The 17,382-nt window shown below is 66.6% G+C and carries 17 protein-coding genes; 13 read left to right on the top strand and 4 right to left on the bottom strand.

Translation table 11 applies throughout. The features are described 5' to 3' along the window. Positions 1-16 precede the first annotated feature (16 nt). The 6 genes from lpxA to ACVOLJ_RS06540 all read left to right on the top strand — a co-directional run bounded on the left by lpxA (position 17) and on the right by ACVOLJ_RS06540 (position 8,596). On the top strand, positions 17-808 hold the full coding sequence (gene lpxA / locus ACVOLJ_RS06565; RefSeq protein ID WP_475277917.1) for an acyl-ACP--UDP-N-acetylglucosamine O-acyltransferase: 792 nt from the start codon (positions 17-19) through the stop codon (positions 806-808). Then, positions 805-2,064 carry a lipid-A-disaccharide synthase gene (lpxB, locus tag ACVOLJ_RS06560; RefSeq protein ID WP_475277916.1) on the top strand — a complete coding sequence of 420 codons (1,260 nt, stop codon included), beginning with the start codon at positions 805-807 and terminating at the stop codon, positions 2,062-2,064. Before lpxA ends, lpxB begins: the two co-directional genes overlap by 4 nt. After that, positions 2,061-2,720, top strand: a complete 660-nt coding sequence (locus ACVOLJ_RS06555; protein WP_475277915.1) for a ribonuclease HII — start codon at positions 2,061-2,063, stop codon at positions 2,718-2,720. The genes lpxB and ACVOLJ_RS06555 overlap by 4 nt, the downstream gene beginning before the upstream one ends. Before the next feature lie 276 nt (positions 2,721-2,996). Then, entirely contained in the window at positions 2,997-6,575 is a 3,579-nt protein-coding gene (dnaE, locus tag ACVOLJ_RS06550; protein WP_475277914.1) for a DNA polymerase III subunit alpha, read from the top strand. Positions 6,576-6,645: 70 nt separating this feature from the next. Beyond that, positions 6,646-7,509: a hypothetical protein gene (locus ACVOLJ_RS06545; RefSeq protein WP_481563746.1), complete on the top strand. Its 864-nt coding sequence runs from the start codon at positions 6,646-6,648 to the stop codon at positions 7,507-7,509. 127 nt (positions 7,510-7,636) lie between these two features. Continuing rightward, positions 7,637-8,596, top strand: a complete 960-nt coding sequence (locus ACVOLJ_RS06540) for an acetyl-CoA carboxylase carboxyltransferase subunit alpha (protein ID WP_475277912.1) — start codon at positions 7,637-7,639, stop codon at positions 8,594-8,596. A gap of 139 nt (positions 8,597-8,735) precedes the next feature. Here ACVOLJ_RS06540 and ACVOLJ_RS06535 read toward each other — a convergent pair whose 3' ends face one another. After that, positions 8,736-9,191 carry a CopD family protein gene (locus tag ACVOLJ_RS06535; RefSeq protein ID WP_481563745.1) on the bottom strand — a complete coding sequence of 152 codons (456 nt, stop codon included), beginning with the start codon at positions 9,189-9,191 and terminating at the stop codon, positions 8,736-8,738. A gap of 149 nt (positions 9,192-9,340) precedes the next feature. Here ACVOLJ_RS06535 and ACVOLJ_RS06530 point away from each other — a divergent pair, with 149 nt between their 5' ends. Continuing rightward, positions 9,341-9,937: a class I SAM-dependent DNA methyltransferase gene (locus ACVOLJ_RS06530; protein WP_475277911.1), complete on the top strand. Its 597-nt coding sequence runs from the start codon at positions 9,341-9,343 to the stop codon at positions 9,935-9,937. Between the two features lie 86 nt (positions 9,938-10,023). Then, positions 10,024-11,328 (top strand): polyhydroxyalkanoate depolymerase, encoded by a 1,305-nt coding sequence (locus ACVOLJ_RS06525; protein ID WP_481563744.1) that lies wholly within the window; start codon positions 10,024-10,026, stop codon positions 11,326-11,328. 133 nt (positions 11,329-11,461) lie between these two features. Here ACVOLJ_RS06525 and ACVOLJ_RS06520 read toward each other — a convergent pair whose 3' ends face one another. After that, positions 11,462-12,451, bottom strand: a complete 990-nt coding sequence (locus ACVOLJ_RS06520; RefSeq protein ID WP_475277908.1) for a sensor domain-containing protein — start codon at positions 12,449-12,451, stop codon at positions 11,462-11,464. Further along, the gene (locus tag ACVOLJ_RS06515; protein WP_475277907.1) at positions 12,448-12,813 is read right to left on the bottom strand and encodes a PadR family transcriptional regulator; all 366 of its coding nucleotides are present in this window, start codon (positions 12,811-12,813) and stop codon (positions 12,448-12,450) included. The genes ACVOLJ_RS06520 and ACVOLJ_RS06515 overlap by 4 nt, the downstream gene beginning before the upstream one ends. A 151-nt stretch (positions 12,814-12,964) precedes the next feature. Here ACVOLJ_RS06515 and ACVOLJ_RS06510 point away from each other — a divergent pair, with 151 nt between their 5' ends. The 3 genes from ACVOLJ_RS06510 (at position 12,965) to ACVOLJ_RS06500 (ending at position 14,933) form a co-directional block, all read left to right on the top strand. Then, positions 12,965-13,420, top strand: a complete 456-nt coding sequence (locus ACVOLJ_RS06510; protein WP_475277906.1) for a hypothetical protein — start codon at positions 12,965-12,967, stop codon at positions 13,418-13,420. Positions 13,421-13,501: 81 nt separating this feature from the next. Further along, the gene (locus ACVOLJ_RS06505; protein WP_475277905.1) at positions 13,502-14,401 is read left to right on the top strand and encodes a peptidylprolyl isomerase; all 900 of its coding nucleotides are present in this window, start codon (positions 13,502-13,504) and stop codon (positions 14,399-14,401) included. 283 nt (positions 14,402-14,684) lie between these two features. Further along, the gene (locus ACVOLJ_RS06500; protein WP_481563743.1) at positions 14,685-14,933 is read left to right on the top strand and encodes a hypothetical protein; all 249 of its coding nucleotides are present in this window, start codon (positions 14,685-14,687) and stop codon (positions 14,931-14,933) included. A 33-nt stretch (positions 14,934-14,966) separates the two neighbouring features. On the opposite strand, the gene ACVOLJ_RS06495 is transcribed toward ACVOLJ_RS06500, so the two are convergent. Beyond that, positions 14,967-15,839, bottom strand: a complete 873-nt coding sequence (locus tag ACVOLJ_RS06495; protein ID WP_481563742.1) for a DMT family transporter — start codon at positions 15,837-15,839, stop codon at positions 14,967-14,969. Positions 15,840-15,955: 116 nt separating this feature from the next. On the opposite strand from ACVOLJ_RS06495, the gene ACVOLJ_RS06490 reads away from it, so the two are divergent. Together ACVOLJ_RS06490 and ACVOLJ_RS06485 are read left to right on the top strand one after the other, a co-directional pair. After that, complete coding sequence (locus tag ACVOLJ_RS06490) at positions 15,956-16,900, top strand: LysR substrate-binding domain-containing protein (RefSeq protein WP_481563741.1); 945 nt, start codon at positions 15,956-15,958, stop codon at positions 16,898-16,900. A gap of 68 nt (positions 16,901-16,968) precedes the next feature. Further along, positions 16,969-17,262, top strand: coding sequence for a hypothetical protein (locus ACVOLJ_RS06485; RefSeq protein ID WP_475277902.1), 294 nt, complete (start codon positions 16,969-16,971; stop codon positions 17,260-17,262). Positions 17,263-17,382 lie beyond the last annotated feature (120 nt).

Raw genomic sequence — 17,382 nt, 5'->3', positions numbered from 1 at the left:
TGGCCGGAGGAGCGAGATGAGCGACAACGCCGCATTGATCCACCCCACTGCCGTGATCGATCCGTCGGCACGCCTGGCCGACGACGTCCGCGTGGGTGCTTTCACGATCATCGGGCCGGATGTTGAGATCGGTGCAGGTACCCTGGTCGGTCCGCACTGCAGCATCCATGGCCCGACCCGGATCGGCCGCGACAACCGTTTCATCGGCCACGTCGCGGTCGGCGGTGAGCCGCAGGACAAGAAGTACGCCGGCGAACGCACCGAACTGGTGATCGGCGACCGCAACGTGTTCCGCGAGTTCGTCACCCTGAACCGCGGCACCGGGGGCGGCGGCGGCATCACCACCATCGGTGATGACAACTGGATGCTGGCCTACACGCACGTGGCGCATGACTGCCACGTCGGCAACTTCTGCGTGTTTTCCAACAACACCACCCTGGCCGGACATGTCACCGTGGGCGACTACGTGATCATCAGCGGCTTCGCTGGTGCCCACCAGTTCTGCCGCATCGGCGCGCATGCCTTCCTCGGCATGGGCGCACTGACCAATGGTGATGTTCCGCCGTTCACGATGGTCGGCACCGATTCGCTGGGACGTCCGCGCGGCATCAACAGCGAAGGCCTGAAGCGCCGCGGCTTCGACGCCGAGCGCATCACCGCGATCAAGCGCGCCTACCGCACGCTGTACGTGGCCGGCCTGCCGCTGGCCGAGGCCAAGGCACAGCTGGCCGAGCAGGCGCGTGACAGCGACGACGTCAAGTCGATGCTGGACTTCATCGAGCACACCGAGAGGCACCTGCTGCGATGAGCAGCGCGACCGGCCAGGCGCCGGCCGGCGCCGATGTGATCCCGCTGGCCTCGATGGCTGGCAGCGTTCCTGCACAGCGGGTGCTCAGCGAGCGCCCGCTGCGGATCGCGCTGGTTGCCGGTGAAGCTTCCGGCGACCTGCTCGGCGCCGGCCTGGTGCGCGAACTGAAGGCGCGCTTCCCGCACGCCGAGTTCGCCGGCATCGGCGGCGATGCGATGCGCAACGCGGGCTGCCAGACCTGGCACGATGCCAGCGAGCTTGCGGTCATGGGCCTGACTGAAGTGCTGCGCCACCTGCCGCGCCTGCTCAAGCTGCGCTCGGCCTTCCGCCAGCGTGCGCTGGAATGGCAGCCGGACGTCTTCATCGGCATCGATGCACCCGACTTCAACCTGGGCATCGAGCGCTGGCTGAAGCAGCGCGGCATACGCACGGTGCACTACGTCAGCCCGTCGGTATGGGCCTGGCGCGAGAAGCGTGCGGAGAAGATCGGCAGCAGCGCCGACCTGGTGCTGTGCCTGTTCCCCATGGAGCCGCCGATCTATGCAAAGCATGGCATCGACGCTCGCTTTGTCGGCCATCCGATGGCCGATGACATTCCGCTGCACGTTGACCGCGAAGAGGCGCGCATGGAACTTGGCCTGCCGGCCTCGGCCAAGGTGCTGGCCGTGCTTCCCGGCAGCCGCCTGGGTGAGATCTCCAAGCTGGGCGAGGCCTTCTTCGAAGCTGCCTGGCAGGTTTCCGAGCGCATTCCCGGCCTGCACGTGGTGGTTCCGGCCGCCAACGCGGCCTGCCGTCGCCTGATCGAGGAACAACTGTCGCGCTCGGCGTTGCCGGTGGCCTACTCGCATGTACTGGACGGCCAGGCACGCAGCGCGATGATCGCCGCCGATGTGGTGGTGCTGGCCTCGGGTACGGCAACCCTGGAAGCGATGCTGGTAAAGCGTCCGATGGTGGTGGGCTACCGGGTCAACGAACTGACCTATCGCCTGGTGAAAGCGCTGGGATTGATCAAGGTCGACCGCTTTGCCCTGCCCAACATCCTTGCCGGCCAGGACCTCGCGCCGGAACTGATGCAGCACGACTGCACGCCGGAAAAACTGGCGGCAGCGGTCCAGCAGTGGTTCGACCACCCGCAACGGATCGCCGATCTGCAGGGCACATACGCGCGCCTGCATGAACGCCTGCGCCGCAATGCATCGGCACGCGCAGCCGACGCGGTTGGCGAACTGCTGGTCCGCGGCCAGGAAAGAGCGTGAGCCGGCGCCACGCCGCAGCGGCCAGCCTGGCCCTGTTCGATGGGGCAGCGGTGATCGACCCGGGCCACCGCATCGCCGGCGTCGACGAAGCCGGGCGTGGGCCGCTTGCCGGCCCGGTGGCGGTGGCAGCGGTGGTGTTCGATCCGCAACGCCCGCGCCTGAACGGCCTGGATGATTCCAAGCAGTTGACCGCAGCCCGCCGCGAGCAGCTGTACGACCGCATCCTGGATCGGGCCCTGGCCTGGCACGTGGTGCTGGTGGACGTGGAAGCCATCGACCGCCTGAACATCTACCAGGCCACGCTGCAGGGCATGCGCGATGTCGTTGCAGCGGTGGCCCACGTGGCTGGCTTCGCCCGTATCGATGGCAACGTGGTGCCCAAGGGACTGGTGCTGCCGGCGCAGGCACTGATCGGCGGCGATGGCATCGACCGCGCGATCATGGCCGCCTCGATCCTGGCCAAGGTGTCGCGCGACCGCTACATGCTGGACCTGCATGCGCGTCACCCGCAGTACGGCTTCGACCAGCACAAGGGCTACGGCACCCCGGCCCATCTTGCCGCACTGCGTGAACACGGCCCCTGTGCCGAGCACCGGCGCAGCTTCGCGCCGGTGCGCGAGTGCCTGGAAGCGTCGACGACCACGGCCATCGCCTGAACAACGGCCGACAGCGCGATAGCCCATCTGGGGGAGAGTCCCCCTTGGTCAGGGGGACGCGCCGACGGCGCGGGGGTATGGAAGCATGGTAAGACGGGGCCCGCGGTTCGCCTGCGAACCGTGGGGAGCGATAGCGCGAATGCGATATCGCGTACCGTCAAGTCCTTGTCGCAACCCCCTGCCCTCGCTACCCTGACCGGGCATTCCAGCGCTTCCCGACCCCGGCGACGAACCCCCGTCTGCACCCGGGGCCCGCGCGCTCCAACCTGGTCCGGCATGTCCAACTCCCGCTTCGTACATCTCCACGTCCACACCGAGTTCTCGCTGGCGGACTCGACCATCCGCGTGCCGGCCAAGCCGGACCAGGCCGACCCGAAGAAGGCCAAGCAGGCCAATCTGCTGTCCCGCTCGGTCGAGCTGGGCCTGCCTGCGCTGGCGGTGACCGATCTCAACAACCTGTTCGCCCTGGTCAAGTTCTACAAGGCCGCCGAAGGCGTGGGCATCAAGCCCATCGCCGGCGCCGATGTGATGATCGCCGAGGAAGGCCAGGACCCGTGGCGGATGACCCTGCTGTGCCGCGACCGCGAAGGCTACCTGAGCCTGTCGCGGCTGCTGACCCGCGCGTGGATGGAAGGCCATCGGCCGGAAGGCGGCGTGGCCGTGCACCCGGACTGGCTGAAGGCCGGCAATGCGAGCCTGTTCGCCCTGGCCGGCCGCGAGAGCCTGGCCGGGCGGCTGGCACTGGACGGCAAGCACGACCTGGCCGAGCAGCAGCTGGCCGACTGGCAGCGCGTGTTCGGTGACGGGCTGCACCTGGAGCTGACCCGCACCGGTCGTGATGGCGAGGAGAACTTCAATCAGTTCGCGCTGATGGCCGCCGGCCAGCGTGGCCTGCCGGTGATCGCCAGCAACGACGTGCGCTTCCTGTCGCCGTCCGATTTCAGCGCGCACGAAGCGCGCGTGTGCATTTCCACCGGGCGCGTTCTGGACGATCCCAAGCGCCCGCGCGAGTACAGCGACCAGCAGTACCTGAAATCGGCCGAGGAGATGTGTGCGCTGTTCGCCGACATCCCCGATGCGATCGACAACACGCTGGCGCTGGCCGAGCGCTGCAACATCGAGATGCGCCTGGGCACCTACTTCCTGCCCGACTACCCGGTGCCCGACGAAGAGACGCTGGACAGCTGGATCCGCAGCGAATCGCGCAAGGGCCTGGCCGCGCGCCTGGAGAAGAACCCGATCGCTGCCGGCATGACCGCGCAGGACTACAGCGACCGCCTCGAATTCGAGCTGGACACCATCATCAAGATGGGTTTCCCCGGCTACTTCCTGATCGTTGCCGACTTCATCCAGTGGGGCAAGGCACAGGGCATCCCGATCGGGCCCGGCCGTGGTTCCGGTGCGGGTTCGCTGGTGGCCTGGGCGCTGCAGATCACCGATCTGGACCCGCTGCCCTACAACCTGCTGTTCGAGCGCTTCCTCAACCCCGAACGCGTGTCGATGCCCGACTTCGACATCGACTTCTGCATGGACCGGCGCGACGAGGTCATCGACTACGTTGCCCGCAAGTACGGCCGCGAGCGGGTCAGCCAGATCATCACCTACGGCACCATGGCCGCCAAGGCGGTGGTGCGCGACTCCGGCCGTGTGCTCGGCTTCCCGTACGGTCTGGTCGACAGCGTGGCCAAGCTGATCCCGAACATCCTCGGCATTTCGCTGAAGGATGCGATGGGCGAAGGCAAGGACAGCGAGATGGCCTCGCCCGAGCTGATCCAGCGCTACCAGAGCGAGGACGATGTCCGCGATCTGATCGATCTGGCCCGGCAGCTGGAAGACCTGACCCGCAATGCCGGCAAGCACGCCGGTGGCGTGGTGATCGCGCCGGAGCCGCTGGCCGAGTTCTGCCCGCTGTTCGCCGAACACGATGAAGACGGCCGCGGCAAGAACCCGGTCACCCAGTTCGACAAGAACGACGTGGAAGAAGTCGGGCTGGTGAAGTTCGACTTCCTGGGCCTGCGCACGCTGACGATCATCGACTGGGCGGTGAAGGCGATCAACAAGCGCCACGAGCGCGCCGGCATTCCGCCGGTGGACATCACCCAGCTGCCGCTGGATGACGCGCCGACCTACAAGGACATCTTCGCGTCCGGCAACACGGGCGCGGTGTTCCAGTTCGAATCCTCGGGCATGCGTCGCCTGCTGAAGGACGCCAAGCCCGACCGTTTCGAAGACCTGATCGCACTGGTGTCGCTGTACCGGCCGGGCCCGATGGACCTGATTCCGTCCTTCGTCGACCGCAAGCACGGGCGCGAGGACGTGGAATATCCCGATCCGCGCACCGAGCGGATCCTGCGCGACACCTACGGCATCATGGTGTACCAGGAGCAGGTGATGCAGATGGCGCAGATCGTCGGCGGCTACTCGCTGGGCGGCGCCGATCTGCTGCGCCGTGCGATGGGCAAGAAGGTGCCGGCAGAAATGGCCAAGCACCGCGAGATCTTCCGCGAGGGTGCTGCCAAGGATGGCGTGGGCGAAGCCAAGGCCGATGCGATCTTCGACCTGATGGAAAAGTTCGCCGGCTACGGCTTCAACAAGTCGCACGCTGCCGCCTATGCACTGGTCAGCTACCAGACGGCCTGGCTCAAGCGTCACTACCCGGCCGAGTTCATGGCGGCCACGCTGTCGTCGGACATGGACAATACCGAGAAGGTGGTCGGTTTCCTGGACGAGGTGCGCAATCTCGGCCTGACCGTGCTGCCGCCGAAGGTCAACCAGTCCGCCTTCATGTTCGAGGCCTCGACCCCGGACACGATCCAGTATGGCCTGGGCGCGATCAAGGGCGTCGGCCAGGGTGCCTGCGAAGCGGTGGTCGATGAGCGCCTGCGTGGCGGCGACTACACCGACCTGCTCGATTTCTGCACCCGCATCGGCTCGGCCAAGCTCAACCGGCGCACGCTGGAAGCGATGATCAACTGCGGTGCGCTGGACGAGCTCGGCCACAACCGCGCGTCGCTGATGCTGCAGCTGCCGGAGGTGATCAAGGCCACCGAACAGATGGCACGCGAGCGTGCATCGGGGCAGAACTCGTTGTTCGGCGGCCCCGAGCCCGGTGTGCAGGCCATCCACATCGAGTTGCCGCAAGCAGAGGAATGGCCGTTGCTGCAGCGCCTGAACGGCGAGCGCGACACCTTGGGCTTCTACCTCAGCGGCCATCCGTTCGACCCATGGCGCGACGACGTGCGCGACCTGGTCGGTACCGACCTCGGTTCGGTGGAGAAGATCTGGAGCGCCAACAGCAACAGCGGCGGTGGCGAAAAGCGCTGGCGCCCGGAGGTGCAGACGGTGCTGGCCGGCCAGGTGGTCGGGGTGCGCCGCAAAGGCGAGAGCCAGATCTTCATCCAGCTGGAGGATGGTCGCGGCCGCGTCGAGTGCAGTGCGTTCTCCGATGCCATGGCCGAATTCGGCCACCTGATGACCAAGGACCGCATCCTGGTGGTCAAGGGTGGTCTGCGCGAGGATGAATTCAACGGTGGCTTCGCACTGCGCATCCGCCAGTGCTGGGACTTCGACGAAGTCTGCGCCAACTACGCTACCCGGCTGTCATTGCGACTGGACCTGCGCCAGCAGCGCCCGGTGTGGGAGCGCATCGATGCGCTGCTCGACCGCCATCGCCCCGGCCGTACGCCGCTGCGCCTGGACCTGTTGCTGAAGGGGCCCGATGGTGGCATTGCCGGCATGCTCGATGTGTCCGGACAGAGCGCCGTGCGCGTCGACTCCAAGCTGATGGAGGCGCTGCGCGCCGAGCCGGCCGTGCGTACGCTGAAGGTGCGCTACAGCCCACCGTGGGCCAACTGAGGCTGGCCCTGCTTTCCGGTTCCTGTCTGTTCCTGTTCCCCGCTGCATACGTCAAGGACGATTGCCTGTAATGAAGAATCTGCTGTTCCCGCTGGTAGCTGCGCTTGCACTGTCTGGTTGCTCGTCCAAGGTCGATTTCGAGATCGACAACCCCACCGACACACCGCTGGCCATCAGCATCGATGGCAAGGACCTGCCGGTGGCCGCGAAGGCGTCGCGTCCGGTCAGCCTTGCCCCCGGCGAGCACCGCCTGCACACCGGCACCTTGGGCGAGGTGCGTTTCATCGTCTATGCCGGCAGCCGCGGCGGCCTGATCAATCCCACCCTGAGCGAGTACATCACCGCACGCGAGATCTACGTCACCGGCGAAGACAAGCTGAAGAACTTCGGTGTCAGCGGCTTGGGCATCGACGTGGGCGGGGTGGAGTTCAAGGGCCCGTTCGACAAGTTCCATGGCCTGTTCATCGACAAGACCTGGAACTTCGGCGTGCGCGAGCCGTTCCCGCAGGAACAGGTGGTTGCCCATGTCGATTCCAGCGGCGGCAGGATCAGCACCAAGATCTTCACTGCGCCGGCGTTCATCGACTATGTCGAGCAGAGCATGGGCGAACCCGGCGCCTACAGGCGCGAGCAGCCGGCCGGCTACGTCGCGCCGACCTACACCGTGCAGCCGGCGCCGGCCCTGCCAGCCCTGGACCCGGCCTTCGAGGCCCATGCCGGCCAGATGCGCGACATCTATGCGCGCTGGCTGAAGGCCAACACGGCCAGCGAACAGAAGGCCCTGCGCAAGGAAGACTTCCAGGCGCAGATGGCCTTCACCCAGGCCACCATGACACTGGGCGCAAAGCTGCCGGTCGCGGCCAACGAGGCCTACAACGACTTTGTGACCCTCCGCAGCACCGAAATGGCCCGCAGCGCGCTGGTCCTGCCCTGACAGGGGCGGGCCGCGTGACTGGCGCAGCCCGCCTCCACTGCGCTACCGTCGCCTTCCAGACGAAGGCGTACGGGCCGTTCCTGCGCATTCGGCTAGAATTCCCCTCTTCTTTACACGACGGCTTCCGATGAATCCGAACTACCTCGACTTCGAGCAACCCATCGCCGACCTGGAAGCCAAGATCCAGGAACTGCGCAACGCCAGTGCCGGTCCGGCGGTCAATGTCGAGGCCGAAGTGAACGCACTGCAGGACAAGCTGCGCGTGCGTACCGCGCAGATTTTCCGCAACCTGACCTCGTGGCAGGTGCTGCAGCTGGCCCGCCACCCGTCGCGCCCGTATACCGCCGACTACATCCGCATCATCTGCGATGAGTTCCAGGAACTGGCCGGCGACCGCGCCTTCGCCGACGACAAGGCCATCATGGGCGGCCTGGCCCGCATCAATGGCCGTGCGGTGATGGTGATCGGCCACCAGAAGGGTCGCGACACCAAGGAAAAGATCAAGCGCAACTTCGGCATGCCCAAGCCCGAGGGCTACCGCAAGGCCCTGCGCCTGATGAAGATGGCCGAGCGTTTCGGCCTGCCGGTGCTGACCCTGATCGACACCGCCGGCGCCTGGCCGGGTATCGATGCCGAGTCGCGTGGCCAGTCCGAGGCGATCGCGCGCAACCTGATCGAGATGGCTGAACTGAAGGTGCCGATCATCTGCACCGTGATCGGTGAAGGCGGCTCCGGCGGCGCATTGGCCTTGGGCGTGGGCGACCGCACCGTGATGCTGGAGTACGCGGTGTATTCGACGATCACCCCGGAAGGCTGCGCCTCGATCCTGTGGAAGGACGCCGGCAAGGCCAAGGATGCTGCCGAGCAGTTGGGCCTGACCGCGCCGCGCCTGAAGGGCCTGGGCCTGGTGGACAAGGTCGTGCGCGAGCCGACCGGCGGTGCCCACCGCAACCCGAACCAGATGGCCAAGCGCCTGAAGGCGGTGCTCTTGAACGAGCTGGATGCACTGGAAAAGCTGTCCACCGAGCAGCTGCTGGAACAGCGCTACACGCGCCTGCGCAGCTACGGTACCTACGAGGCGGCATGAGGCGGTGCCGGCCGCTGGCCGGCAACACCCGGGTGATTGCAGAAACAACAGAGCCGGGCATCTGCCCGGCTCTTTTCATTTACGTGCGTTGCGTGCGGCATCCACGCATGGCGTGGATCTACGCGATGCAGGGCCTCCCTCAGAACGGCTTGGCCAGCACCAGCCACACGATCGGGATGAAGGCCAACAGCGGGATCTCGTTGATCCAGCGCAGCGCGCGCGACGACGGCAACGCCCTGCCCTTGGCGACGCCCTTGAGCAGGCGGCCGATCCAGATGAAATAGGCCAGCAGCACGACCACCAAGCCCAGCTTGGCGTGCAGCCAGCCGGCACCGCCCGGGGCGACCATGGTCGGGAAATCGGGGATGACCTTGTAGCCCAGCCACAGCACCAGACCCAGCAGGAATGCCAGCCCGAACATCGAGTGGCCGAAGCGGTACAGGCGCAGGCCCATCAGCTGCAGGCGCGCGGTCACCGCCGGCTGGCCTGCGGTCTCGGCCAGGTTCACCAGGATGCGCGGCAGGTAGAACACCGTGGCCATCCACGCCACCACGAACACGATGTGGAAAGTCTTGACCCAGTAGTAGCTCTGCATGCGCTCGCTCCGGCGGCTGGCGTAGGTGGGCGGCCATTCTCGCATGGCATGACGGGACCGCCGCGGGCGTGGAGCGCGCGACACATCGACGCATGGCGTGCTGCAACGCCGTACGATAGGCGCCGATTTCACCAGTGCACCCGAACGCCATGGAAAAGACCTACGACGCCGCCTACTTCCAACGCTGGTACCGCAGCGCCGACATCGGTGGCAGCGCACGGCTGGCGCGCAAGGTCGCCCTCGCCGTGGCGACGGCCGAGTACTACCTGGAACGACCGATCCGCAGCGTGCTGGACATCGGCTGCGGCGAAGGTGCGTGGCGCGCACCGCTGTTGAAACTGCGTCCGAAGGTCGACTACCTCGGCTTCGACAGCAGCGAGTACGCTGTGCGCCGCTACGGCCGCACCCGTAACCTGCACCTGGCCGGCTTTGCCGATTTCGCCTGGCTTCGCCCCTGCGCACCGGTCGATCTGCTGGTCTGTTCGGATGTGATGCACTACGTACCCGACCGCGAACTGCGCGCCGGGCTGGCTGGCGTGGCCGAGCTGACCGCCGGTGTGGCCTTCCTGGAAACCTTTGCCGCCGAGGATGAATTCGAAGGCGACCATGACGGCTTCCAGTCGCGCCCTGCCCGCTGGTACCGGCGCCAGTTGACCCGGCAGGGCCTGCAGGCGGTGGGCTCGCACCTGTGGCTGGGCCCAGCCCTGGCCGGTGAAGCCGCCGCGCTGGAACAGGCCGCCCGCTGAATACGCGCCGCGATATCGCTTAACGTCCGGGACAGTCGGATGCGCTATGCTGCGCGGCAACATAAGACCATACATATTCGGTCGGCATGCTCTATCAACTGCACGAACTGACCCGCAACCTGCTCGCCCCCTGGGTGCACCAGGCCCAGGCCAACGCCAGGTTCTTCGCCAACCAGGGACACTGGTGGTCGCAGATGCCCGGCGCTGATCGCCTGGCGGCGGTCAATGAGCTGTTCCATCGCATCGGCAAGGATTACGAGAAGCCCGAATGGGGCATCAACGAAATCGACGTCGAGGGCGAGCGCGTGCCGATCGTGGTGCACGAGGAACTCAGCAGGCCGTTCTGCAAGCTGCTGCGCTTCAAGCGCCACAGCAATGAAGCCGACCAGCTGCACACCATGCTCAACCAGCCGTTCGTGCTGGTGGTGGCGCCGCTGTCCGGCCATCACGCCACGCTGCTGCGCGACACCGTGCGCACGCTGCTGCGCGATCACCGTGTGTATGTGACCGACTGGGTCGATGCGCGCATGGTGCCCGGCAGCGAAGGCGAATTCGGGCTGGAGGACTACATCGCCTACATCCAGGAATTCATCCGCCACCTCGGCGTCGAACGCCTGCACGTGGTGAGCGTCTGCCAGCCGACGGTGCCGGTGCTGGCCGCGGTCTCGCTGATGGCCAGCCGCGGCGAACCCACGCCGCGCACGCTGGTGATGATGGGGGGCCCGATCGATGCGCGCTGCAGCCCCACTGCAGTGAACAACCTGGCCACGCAGAACCCGTTGTCGTGGTTCGAGAACAACGTCATCCACACCGTGCCGGCCAGCTATCCCGGTGCCGGTCGCCGCGTGTATCCGGGCTTCCTGCAGCACGCCGGTTTCCTGTCGATGAACCCCAGCCGCCACTTCAGTTCGCACTGGGATTTCTACACCGACCTGGTCAAGGGCGATCTGGAAGACGCCGACGCGCATCGCAATTTCTACGATGAGTACAACGCCGTGCTGGACATGCCGGCCAAGTACTACCTGGATACCATCCGCGTGGTGTTCCAGGACTTCCTGCTGCCGCGCGGCGAGTGGGTGGTCAATGGTGAGAAGGTCGATCCTTCGGCGATCCGCGATACCGCGCTGCTGAGCATCGAAGGCGAGCTGGACGATATCGCCGGCCTTGGCCAGACCGAAGCGGCGCAGGCGCTGTGCAGCGGCATCGCCGCCGAGCGCCGCGAGCATTTCATTGTCGACGGTGCCGGCCATTACGGCATTTTCAGCGGCCGCCGCTGGCGCGAAGTGGTGTACCCGAAGGTGCGCGATTTCTTCGCCGCACATGCCGAGGCACCTGCTGCGAAGGCGAAGAAGAAGAGCAACGTCACCCCGCTGCGCCGCAAGGCGGGGTAAGTCCCCGCCTTGCAGCTGGCCTGCTCCTGGTAGATGCCAACCTTGGTTGGCGCTCTACCGTGATTTCCGATGCCGGCAGCATCGTGCCAACCAAGGTTGGCATCTACCAGGTCGGGATCCGGCCCCGGATCTGTTACAGCCGCACCAGCAGGTTCTTGGCCAGCAGCCCGTGCAGCTTGCCGATGCCGCGTGCCAGATGCATCGTCAGCAGCAGCAGCAGCGCGCCCACGGCGGCAACCACGATGGCCACCAGCGGCGAGGCCGCCATCGGCAATACGTTCACGTCGTTGATGTACACGCCGGGGATGTCGCCACTGAAGATCGCCGCAACCGGCGCCCAGATCAGGCTCAGCGACAGCGACAACAGCGTCACCGCGATGGTGAAGTAGAGGATGCCCAGCGGCAGCATCAGCACGAAGTACAGCAGCGTCAGCCAGGTGCGGCCATCGGTGAACATGTCGCCAATGCGCTGCAGCCAGCTGCGGCTGCGGTCGGTGTACTGCGGCCGGCGCGGCATGCGCTCGCCCAGCAGTGCTTCCACCAGCCGCCCTTCCAGCAGCGCCAGCCCGCGCACCGAACCGAAGAACAGCACCGTCAACGGAATGCCGATGATCAGGATCATCAGGCCCAGCGACAGCGACAGCCCGGTGACCACCCAGGTGAAGAAGAAGATGCCGGTCGCCAGCGACAGCAGCATGTAGAACAGCGCGCCATAGGTATGCGGATCGGTCACCACGCCGAAGAAGCGTGCCAGCGCCGAGCGCTGCACGGGTGCCGGTAGCGGCGCGGCCGGCGCCACGCCACTGGCTTCAGCGGCCGCACGCAGCACCGGCGCGGTATCCGCACGTGGTGTGCGCAGCGCGCGGTTCACCGTCACTTCGGTCTCGCGATAGATGCCGGCCACTTCATCCGGCGCGCCGTAGCTGCCGGCGACGTCGGCAATGACCTCGGCCTCGCTGCGGCCAGGTTGCGCGGCCAGCTCCGAACGCAGGTATTCCTCGGCGTCGTACAGCGCATCCTGCACCATCGCCGGGTCGGCGCCTTCCAGGGCTGCACGCAGCTGTGCCAGGTAGTGCGGGATGGTGCTTGGCAGGCCTGCACCTGCCGGGTTCGGGACGTTCATTGCGGTACCCCCTCCAACACGGAATCGACGGAATCGCGGGTGGCCTGCCAGGCCTGGCGCCACTGCGCCAGCACCTCGCGGCCGCGTTCATTGATGCGGTAGTAGCGCCGCGGCGGCCCGCTGCTGGACGGCTCCACATGGCTTTCCAGCAGGCCGGAACCTTCCAGGTTGCGCAGCACCGGATACAGCGCGCTCTGCTTGCCGCTCAGCACGCCCTCGCCCACGCGCTCCAGCTCCTTGGCGATGAGGTAGCCGTACAGCGGCTCACCGGCCCGGGCCAGCACCGCCAGCAGGGCCAGCGACACCGTTCCGGCGCTCAGCTCCTTCTGGAACTTTTTCAGGTGGACATCGTCCTCGGACATGACCGGCCCTCCACTACGTTGAAGTCAACAGTAGTGTGAAGTTCGCTATAGCGAATGTGTCGTTAGTCACTCTGCCTTTGGTATCCGCTCAACCGGCCAGCGACCCGTGCATCTGTCAGAATCGCCACCCCTGACGAACCTGAACCTGGTCATGAAGACGTCCATCGCCCTCCTTCCCCTTCTCCTGCTGACTGCGGTGGCCGCTCCCGCACGCGCCATGACGGGGTGCGACTTCGTCGATGGCTCGCATGAGTCGATCGCCTTTGCGCTGCTTGCCCTGGATGCACGCCAGCGCGGCGAAGAAGGAGACGCCGTACTGGCGCGCGCCACGCCGGAGAAGAGCGACCCTGCATGGCACGCGGCCATGGCACGCGAAACGGTGGCGGAGGTGTTCAGCGATCTCCACCCCATCGAGCCAGCGGTGTACACGGTGTACCGGGGAATGGTCTGCTATCACGCAGCGCAGCGTCCTGCGGAGAATGTCGTGGTCGACTACGCAGCGATCCATCCCGCGCTTGCTGCCTGCGAATTGCGGCCCACACCGCGTGAGCAAGGGCAATGCGCCGGCGAGGCACTCGACAACTACTTCAGTGCCGCTGCGGATTGACGCTGTGCCCGCGTTCGGGCACATGACATCGTGCCCGGCTCTCGCGCAGAATCGAAGCCTCGTTCATGTTGCGGGTATTCCATGTCGCACCGTCGCCTTGCCCTGACCGCCCTCGCCCTGTCCTGCCTGCTGCCCGCCCTGGCCGGCGCAGCCACGCCCTACCGCAGCCCGCAGCAGATCCTCGAGGCGTCGGCGGCCAGCGACTGGCGCACGCCGGACCCGGCCGACCTGCTGTACATGGACCTGCCGGCCGGGCGGGTGATCATCGAGCTGGCGCCGCAGTTCGCGCCGCGCCATGTGGCCAACATCCAGACCTTCGCCCATGAGCATTTCTGGGATGGCACCAGCATCTACCGGTCGCAGGACAACTTCGTGGTGCAGTTCGGCGATGCCGACGCCGATGACGCGGCCAAGGCCAAGCCGTTCGGCAGTGCCGCGCGCAAGCTGCCAGCCGAGTTCGAACGCGCCAGCGCCGGCCTGAAGGTCAGCGTGCTGCCCGACCGCGATGGCTGGGCGGCGCAGACCGGTTTCGTCGACGGCTTCCCGGTCGGCCAGGATCCGCAGGCCGGCAAGGCCTGGCTGGCGCACTGCTACGGCATGCTCGGCGCGGGCCGCAGCAACGAGGAAGACAGCAGCATCGGTGCCGAACTCTATGTGGTGACCGGCCAGTCGCCGCGCCAGCTGGACCGCAACATCACCCTGGTCGGTCGCGTGCTGAAGGGCATGGAGCTGCTCAGCGCGATTCCGCGTGGCCCGGCCCCGATGGGCTTCTATACCGACCCGACGCTGCGCACGCCGATCGTCTCGATCCGCCGTGCCAGCGATGTGCCGGCGGCCGAGCGCACTCCGATCCAGGTGCTGCGCACTGACTCAAAGACGTTCGCCGATACGGTCGAAGCGCGGCGTAATCGTGTGGACGATTTCTACAAGCGCCCGGCCGGGCATATCGACCTGTGCAATGTTCCGGTGCCGGTGCGGTAGGAGCCTGGCTTCCTGCGCGTGGCGCGTGCTGAAGGTGCTTCACTGTTCATGGGCGTTACTTTTCTTTTCGCGCGAAAAGAAAAGTAACCAAAAGAAACGCGCCGCCAGGTCGCGAGCCGCCGTGCTTCGCACGTCGGTCCCCTGCGCTTCTCGGTGAATCAGGGGACGGTGCCGAACTCGCTGCGCTCAGACATCGGCACCTCTTCGCCCCTGATTCCCCTGCGATGCTCGGCTCGCTCAAGGCGGACTGGAAGGTCAAGATCAACAGCAAGAGCATCCACGCATGGTGTGGATCTACTGGGTGCAGCTGTGGCATTTGATCTGGGTCCGCCTTGAGCGAGCCGAGCACCGCAGGTCCGGCGAGGGCGAAGAGGCGCGGGTGTCTGAGCGCAGCGAGTTCCCGCGCCGTCCCTCGACGGGCCGAGGAGCACAGGGCACCGATGCGCAACGCGCATCGGCTCGTGACCGGCGGAACGTTTCTTTTGGTTACTTTTCTTTGCGTACAAAGAAAAGTAACGCCCATGAACAGTGAAGCACCTTCAGCACGCGCCACGTGCAAAACACCTCAGCCCTTCTGGCTGACAGCCACACTGCCAAGAATCAGGCCACCGGCAATCAGCATCTGCAGCGTCACCGGCTCGCCCAGGAACAGCCAGGCGAATGCAGCACCGAACAACGGCACCAGATAGGTCACCGTTGATGCACGCGACGGGCCGATGCGGCCAATCAGGCGATAGAACATCAGGAAGGCGAATCCGGTGCAGACCACGCCCAACGCGATCGCCGCACCCCATGCCTTGCCCGGGATCGGCCCCTGCGGCAGATGGGTGAGCGCCATCGGCAGCAACCACAGCGAGGCACACGACAGCGTGGCGGCGGCCGCGGCGGCCGAGGGCAGCCCGGTCATGTGCCGCTTCACCAGGTTCACGCCCAGGCCGTACAGGAGTGACGCGGCCGCACCGGCCAGCACCGCCGTACCGATGCTCAGCCCCGAGATCTTGGCCGTGGCCAGCACCACCACGCCGGCAAAGCCGACCAGCAGCGCGCCCGCGCGGCGCACGCCGATCTTCTCGCCAAAGAACAGGAATGCGATCAGCGCGGCGAACAGCACCGTCATCGCATTGCAGATCGCCCCGATCGCCGCCGGTGCGCGCTCGGCCGCGTAGGCAAACAGCACGAACGGCAACGCCGAATTGACCAGGCCGATCGGCGCCAGCCACAGCCAGCGTCGCGGCGGGAACTGCGCACGCGCGCGCCACAGGAACGGGAGCAGCACCAGCGCGCCCAGTACCAATCGCACCTCGACCAGGGCGAAGGGGCCGAACGACGGCACCGCTACCCGCATGAACAGGAACGAGCAGCCCCAGATCGCGCCGAGCAGGGTCAGTTCCAGCGGCGTGCGCCAGTCACGTTCGGCCATCTGTGGGACCGCATTCATACCCATTCTCCAACCATTGCTGCATTCCTCGTCCGGCCCCACAGGATCGGGCGCAGACGACCGCCGCACAAGCGCGTAGTATCGCTGCCAGCCACAAATATGGTTTGAGGCTGGACATGCTGCTACGCCCTTCCCTGCTGCCCGCACTGGCGGTGTTCGCGGTCGCCGCGCGCCACCAGAACTTCGCCCAGGCCGCGCAGGAACTGCATCTGACCGCCAGCGCGGTCAGCCACCACGTGCGCCGTCTGGAAGAGGTGCTGGAGACCCGGCTGTTCCTGCGCCACGCCCGTGGCGTGCGCCTGACGGCGGAAGGACGGCAGCTGGCCGATGCGGCCAGTGCAGCCTTCGCCGATGTGGCCGCCGTCGCCCATCACCTGCAGCCGGATGCCGACAGCGTGCCGCTGCGGATCGCGACGCTGCGCTCGCTGTCGTACTGCTGGCTGCTGCCACGGCTGCCGCGCTTCACCCAGGCCCATCCACACGTCCGCATCGAACTGCACACCGGCAGCGGCCTGGACCGCTATGACGAGAACGGGCCGGAAGTGGGCATCCGTTACGGCCTTGGCCAATGGCCGGGCCTGCACGCGCAACATCTGATGGACGACAACCTGTTCCCGGTGGCCTCACCGGCACTGGCCGGGGTGGAGACGCTGCAGGACCCGGCGCGCATCGCCGAACTGCCGCTGCTCAGCGACCTGTCACCGCAGGGCTGGCGCGACTGGTTCCGCCATGCCGGCGTGCGCCCGCCGTCACCGCTGCCGGCGATGCACACCTTCGCCGACAGCACCGATGCGATGCGCGCAGCGGTGTACGGCATGGGCGCGGTGCTGGCCCGTACCCATGTGGCCCAGCCCTACCTGCAGCGCTATGAGCTGGTGCGCCTGCCTGGCCCAGCATTGAAGGCGCGCTATGCCTACTACGTGGTGCATGCCGAAGGACAGCCGCCAAGCCCTGCCGCGCGGCTGTTCATCGACTGGGTGCTGGGCCAGGCCCAGGACGAACGCACGCCGGTACCGGCGTTGCCCGACAGCCTGCTGGGCCGTCCGACCACGTCCGCCTGACTGCACCCTCACCCCTTCTTTGCCCCACGCTGGCTAGGCTGCAGGCAACCCCACAACGTACCTACGCCATGGCCATGCTGCGACTGCGAATTACCGGAACCGAAGACGATGCCCGTGCGATCAGCGACCTGCTGCTCGGCCTGGAAGGCATCGAGCATGTGGAAGAAACCGATGACCTGATGCCGCACATGGACGATGACGATTCCAGTTCAGCGGGACTGTCCGATGACATCGGCCCGGGTACCCATGAGCTGGAAGTGGAAGTGGGCAACGAAAGCACGGCGCAGAAGGTGCGCGATGCGGTGCAGGAGCTCGCGCTGGAGCTTGATGTGTTTGTCGAGTACGAGACCGACGAAGGTTGAGATTCCGCCGGGCCATGCCCCGCGCTAACCGCAGCTTGCGGCCCCCCGGTAACCCCGGGGCACAAGCCCCGCGACCCGGGCGGGGGGTGAGGACAGGGCGAAGACGGCGCGGCGGGCCCC

Source organism: Stenotrophomonas sp. STEN046 (assembly GCF_056759755.1).
The sequence above is the reverse complement of the archived record's forward strand: the minus strand, read 5'-3'. Positions and strand labels throughout refer to the sequence as shown.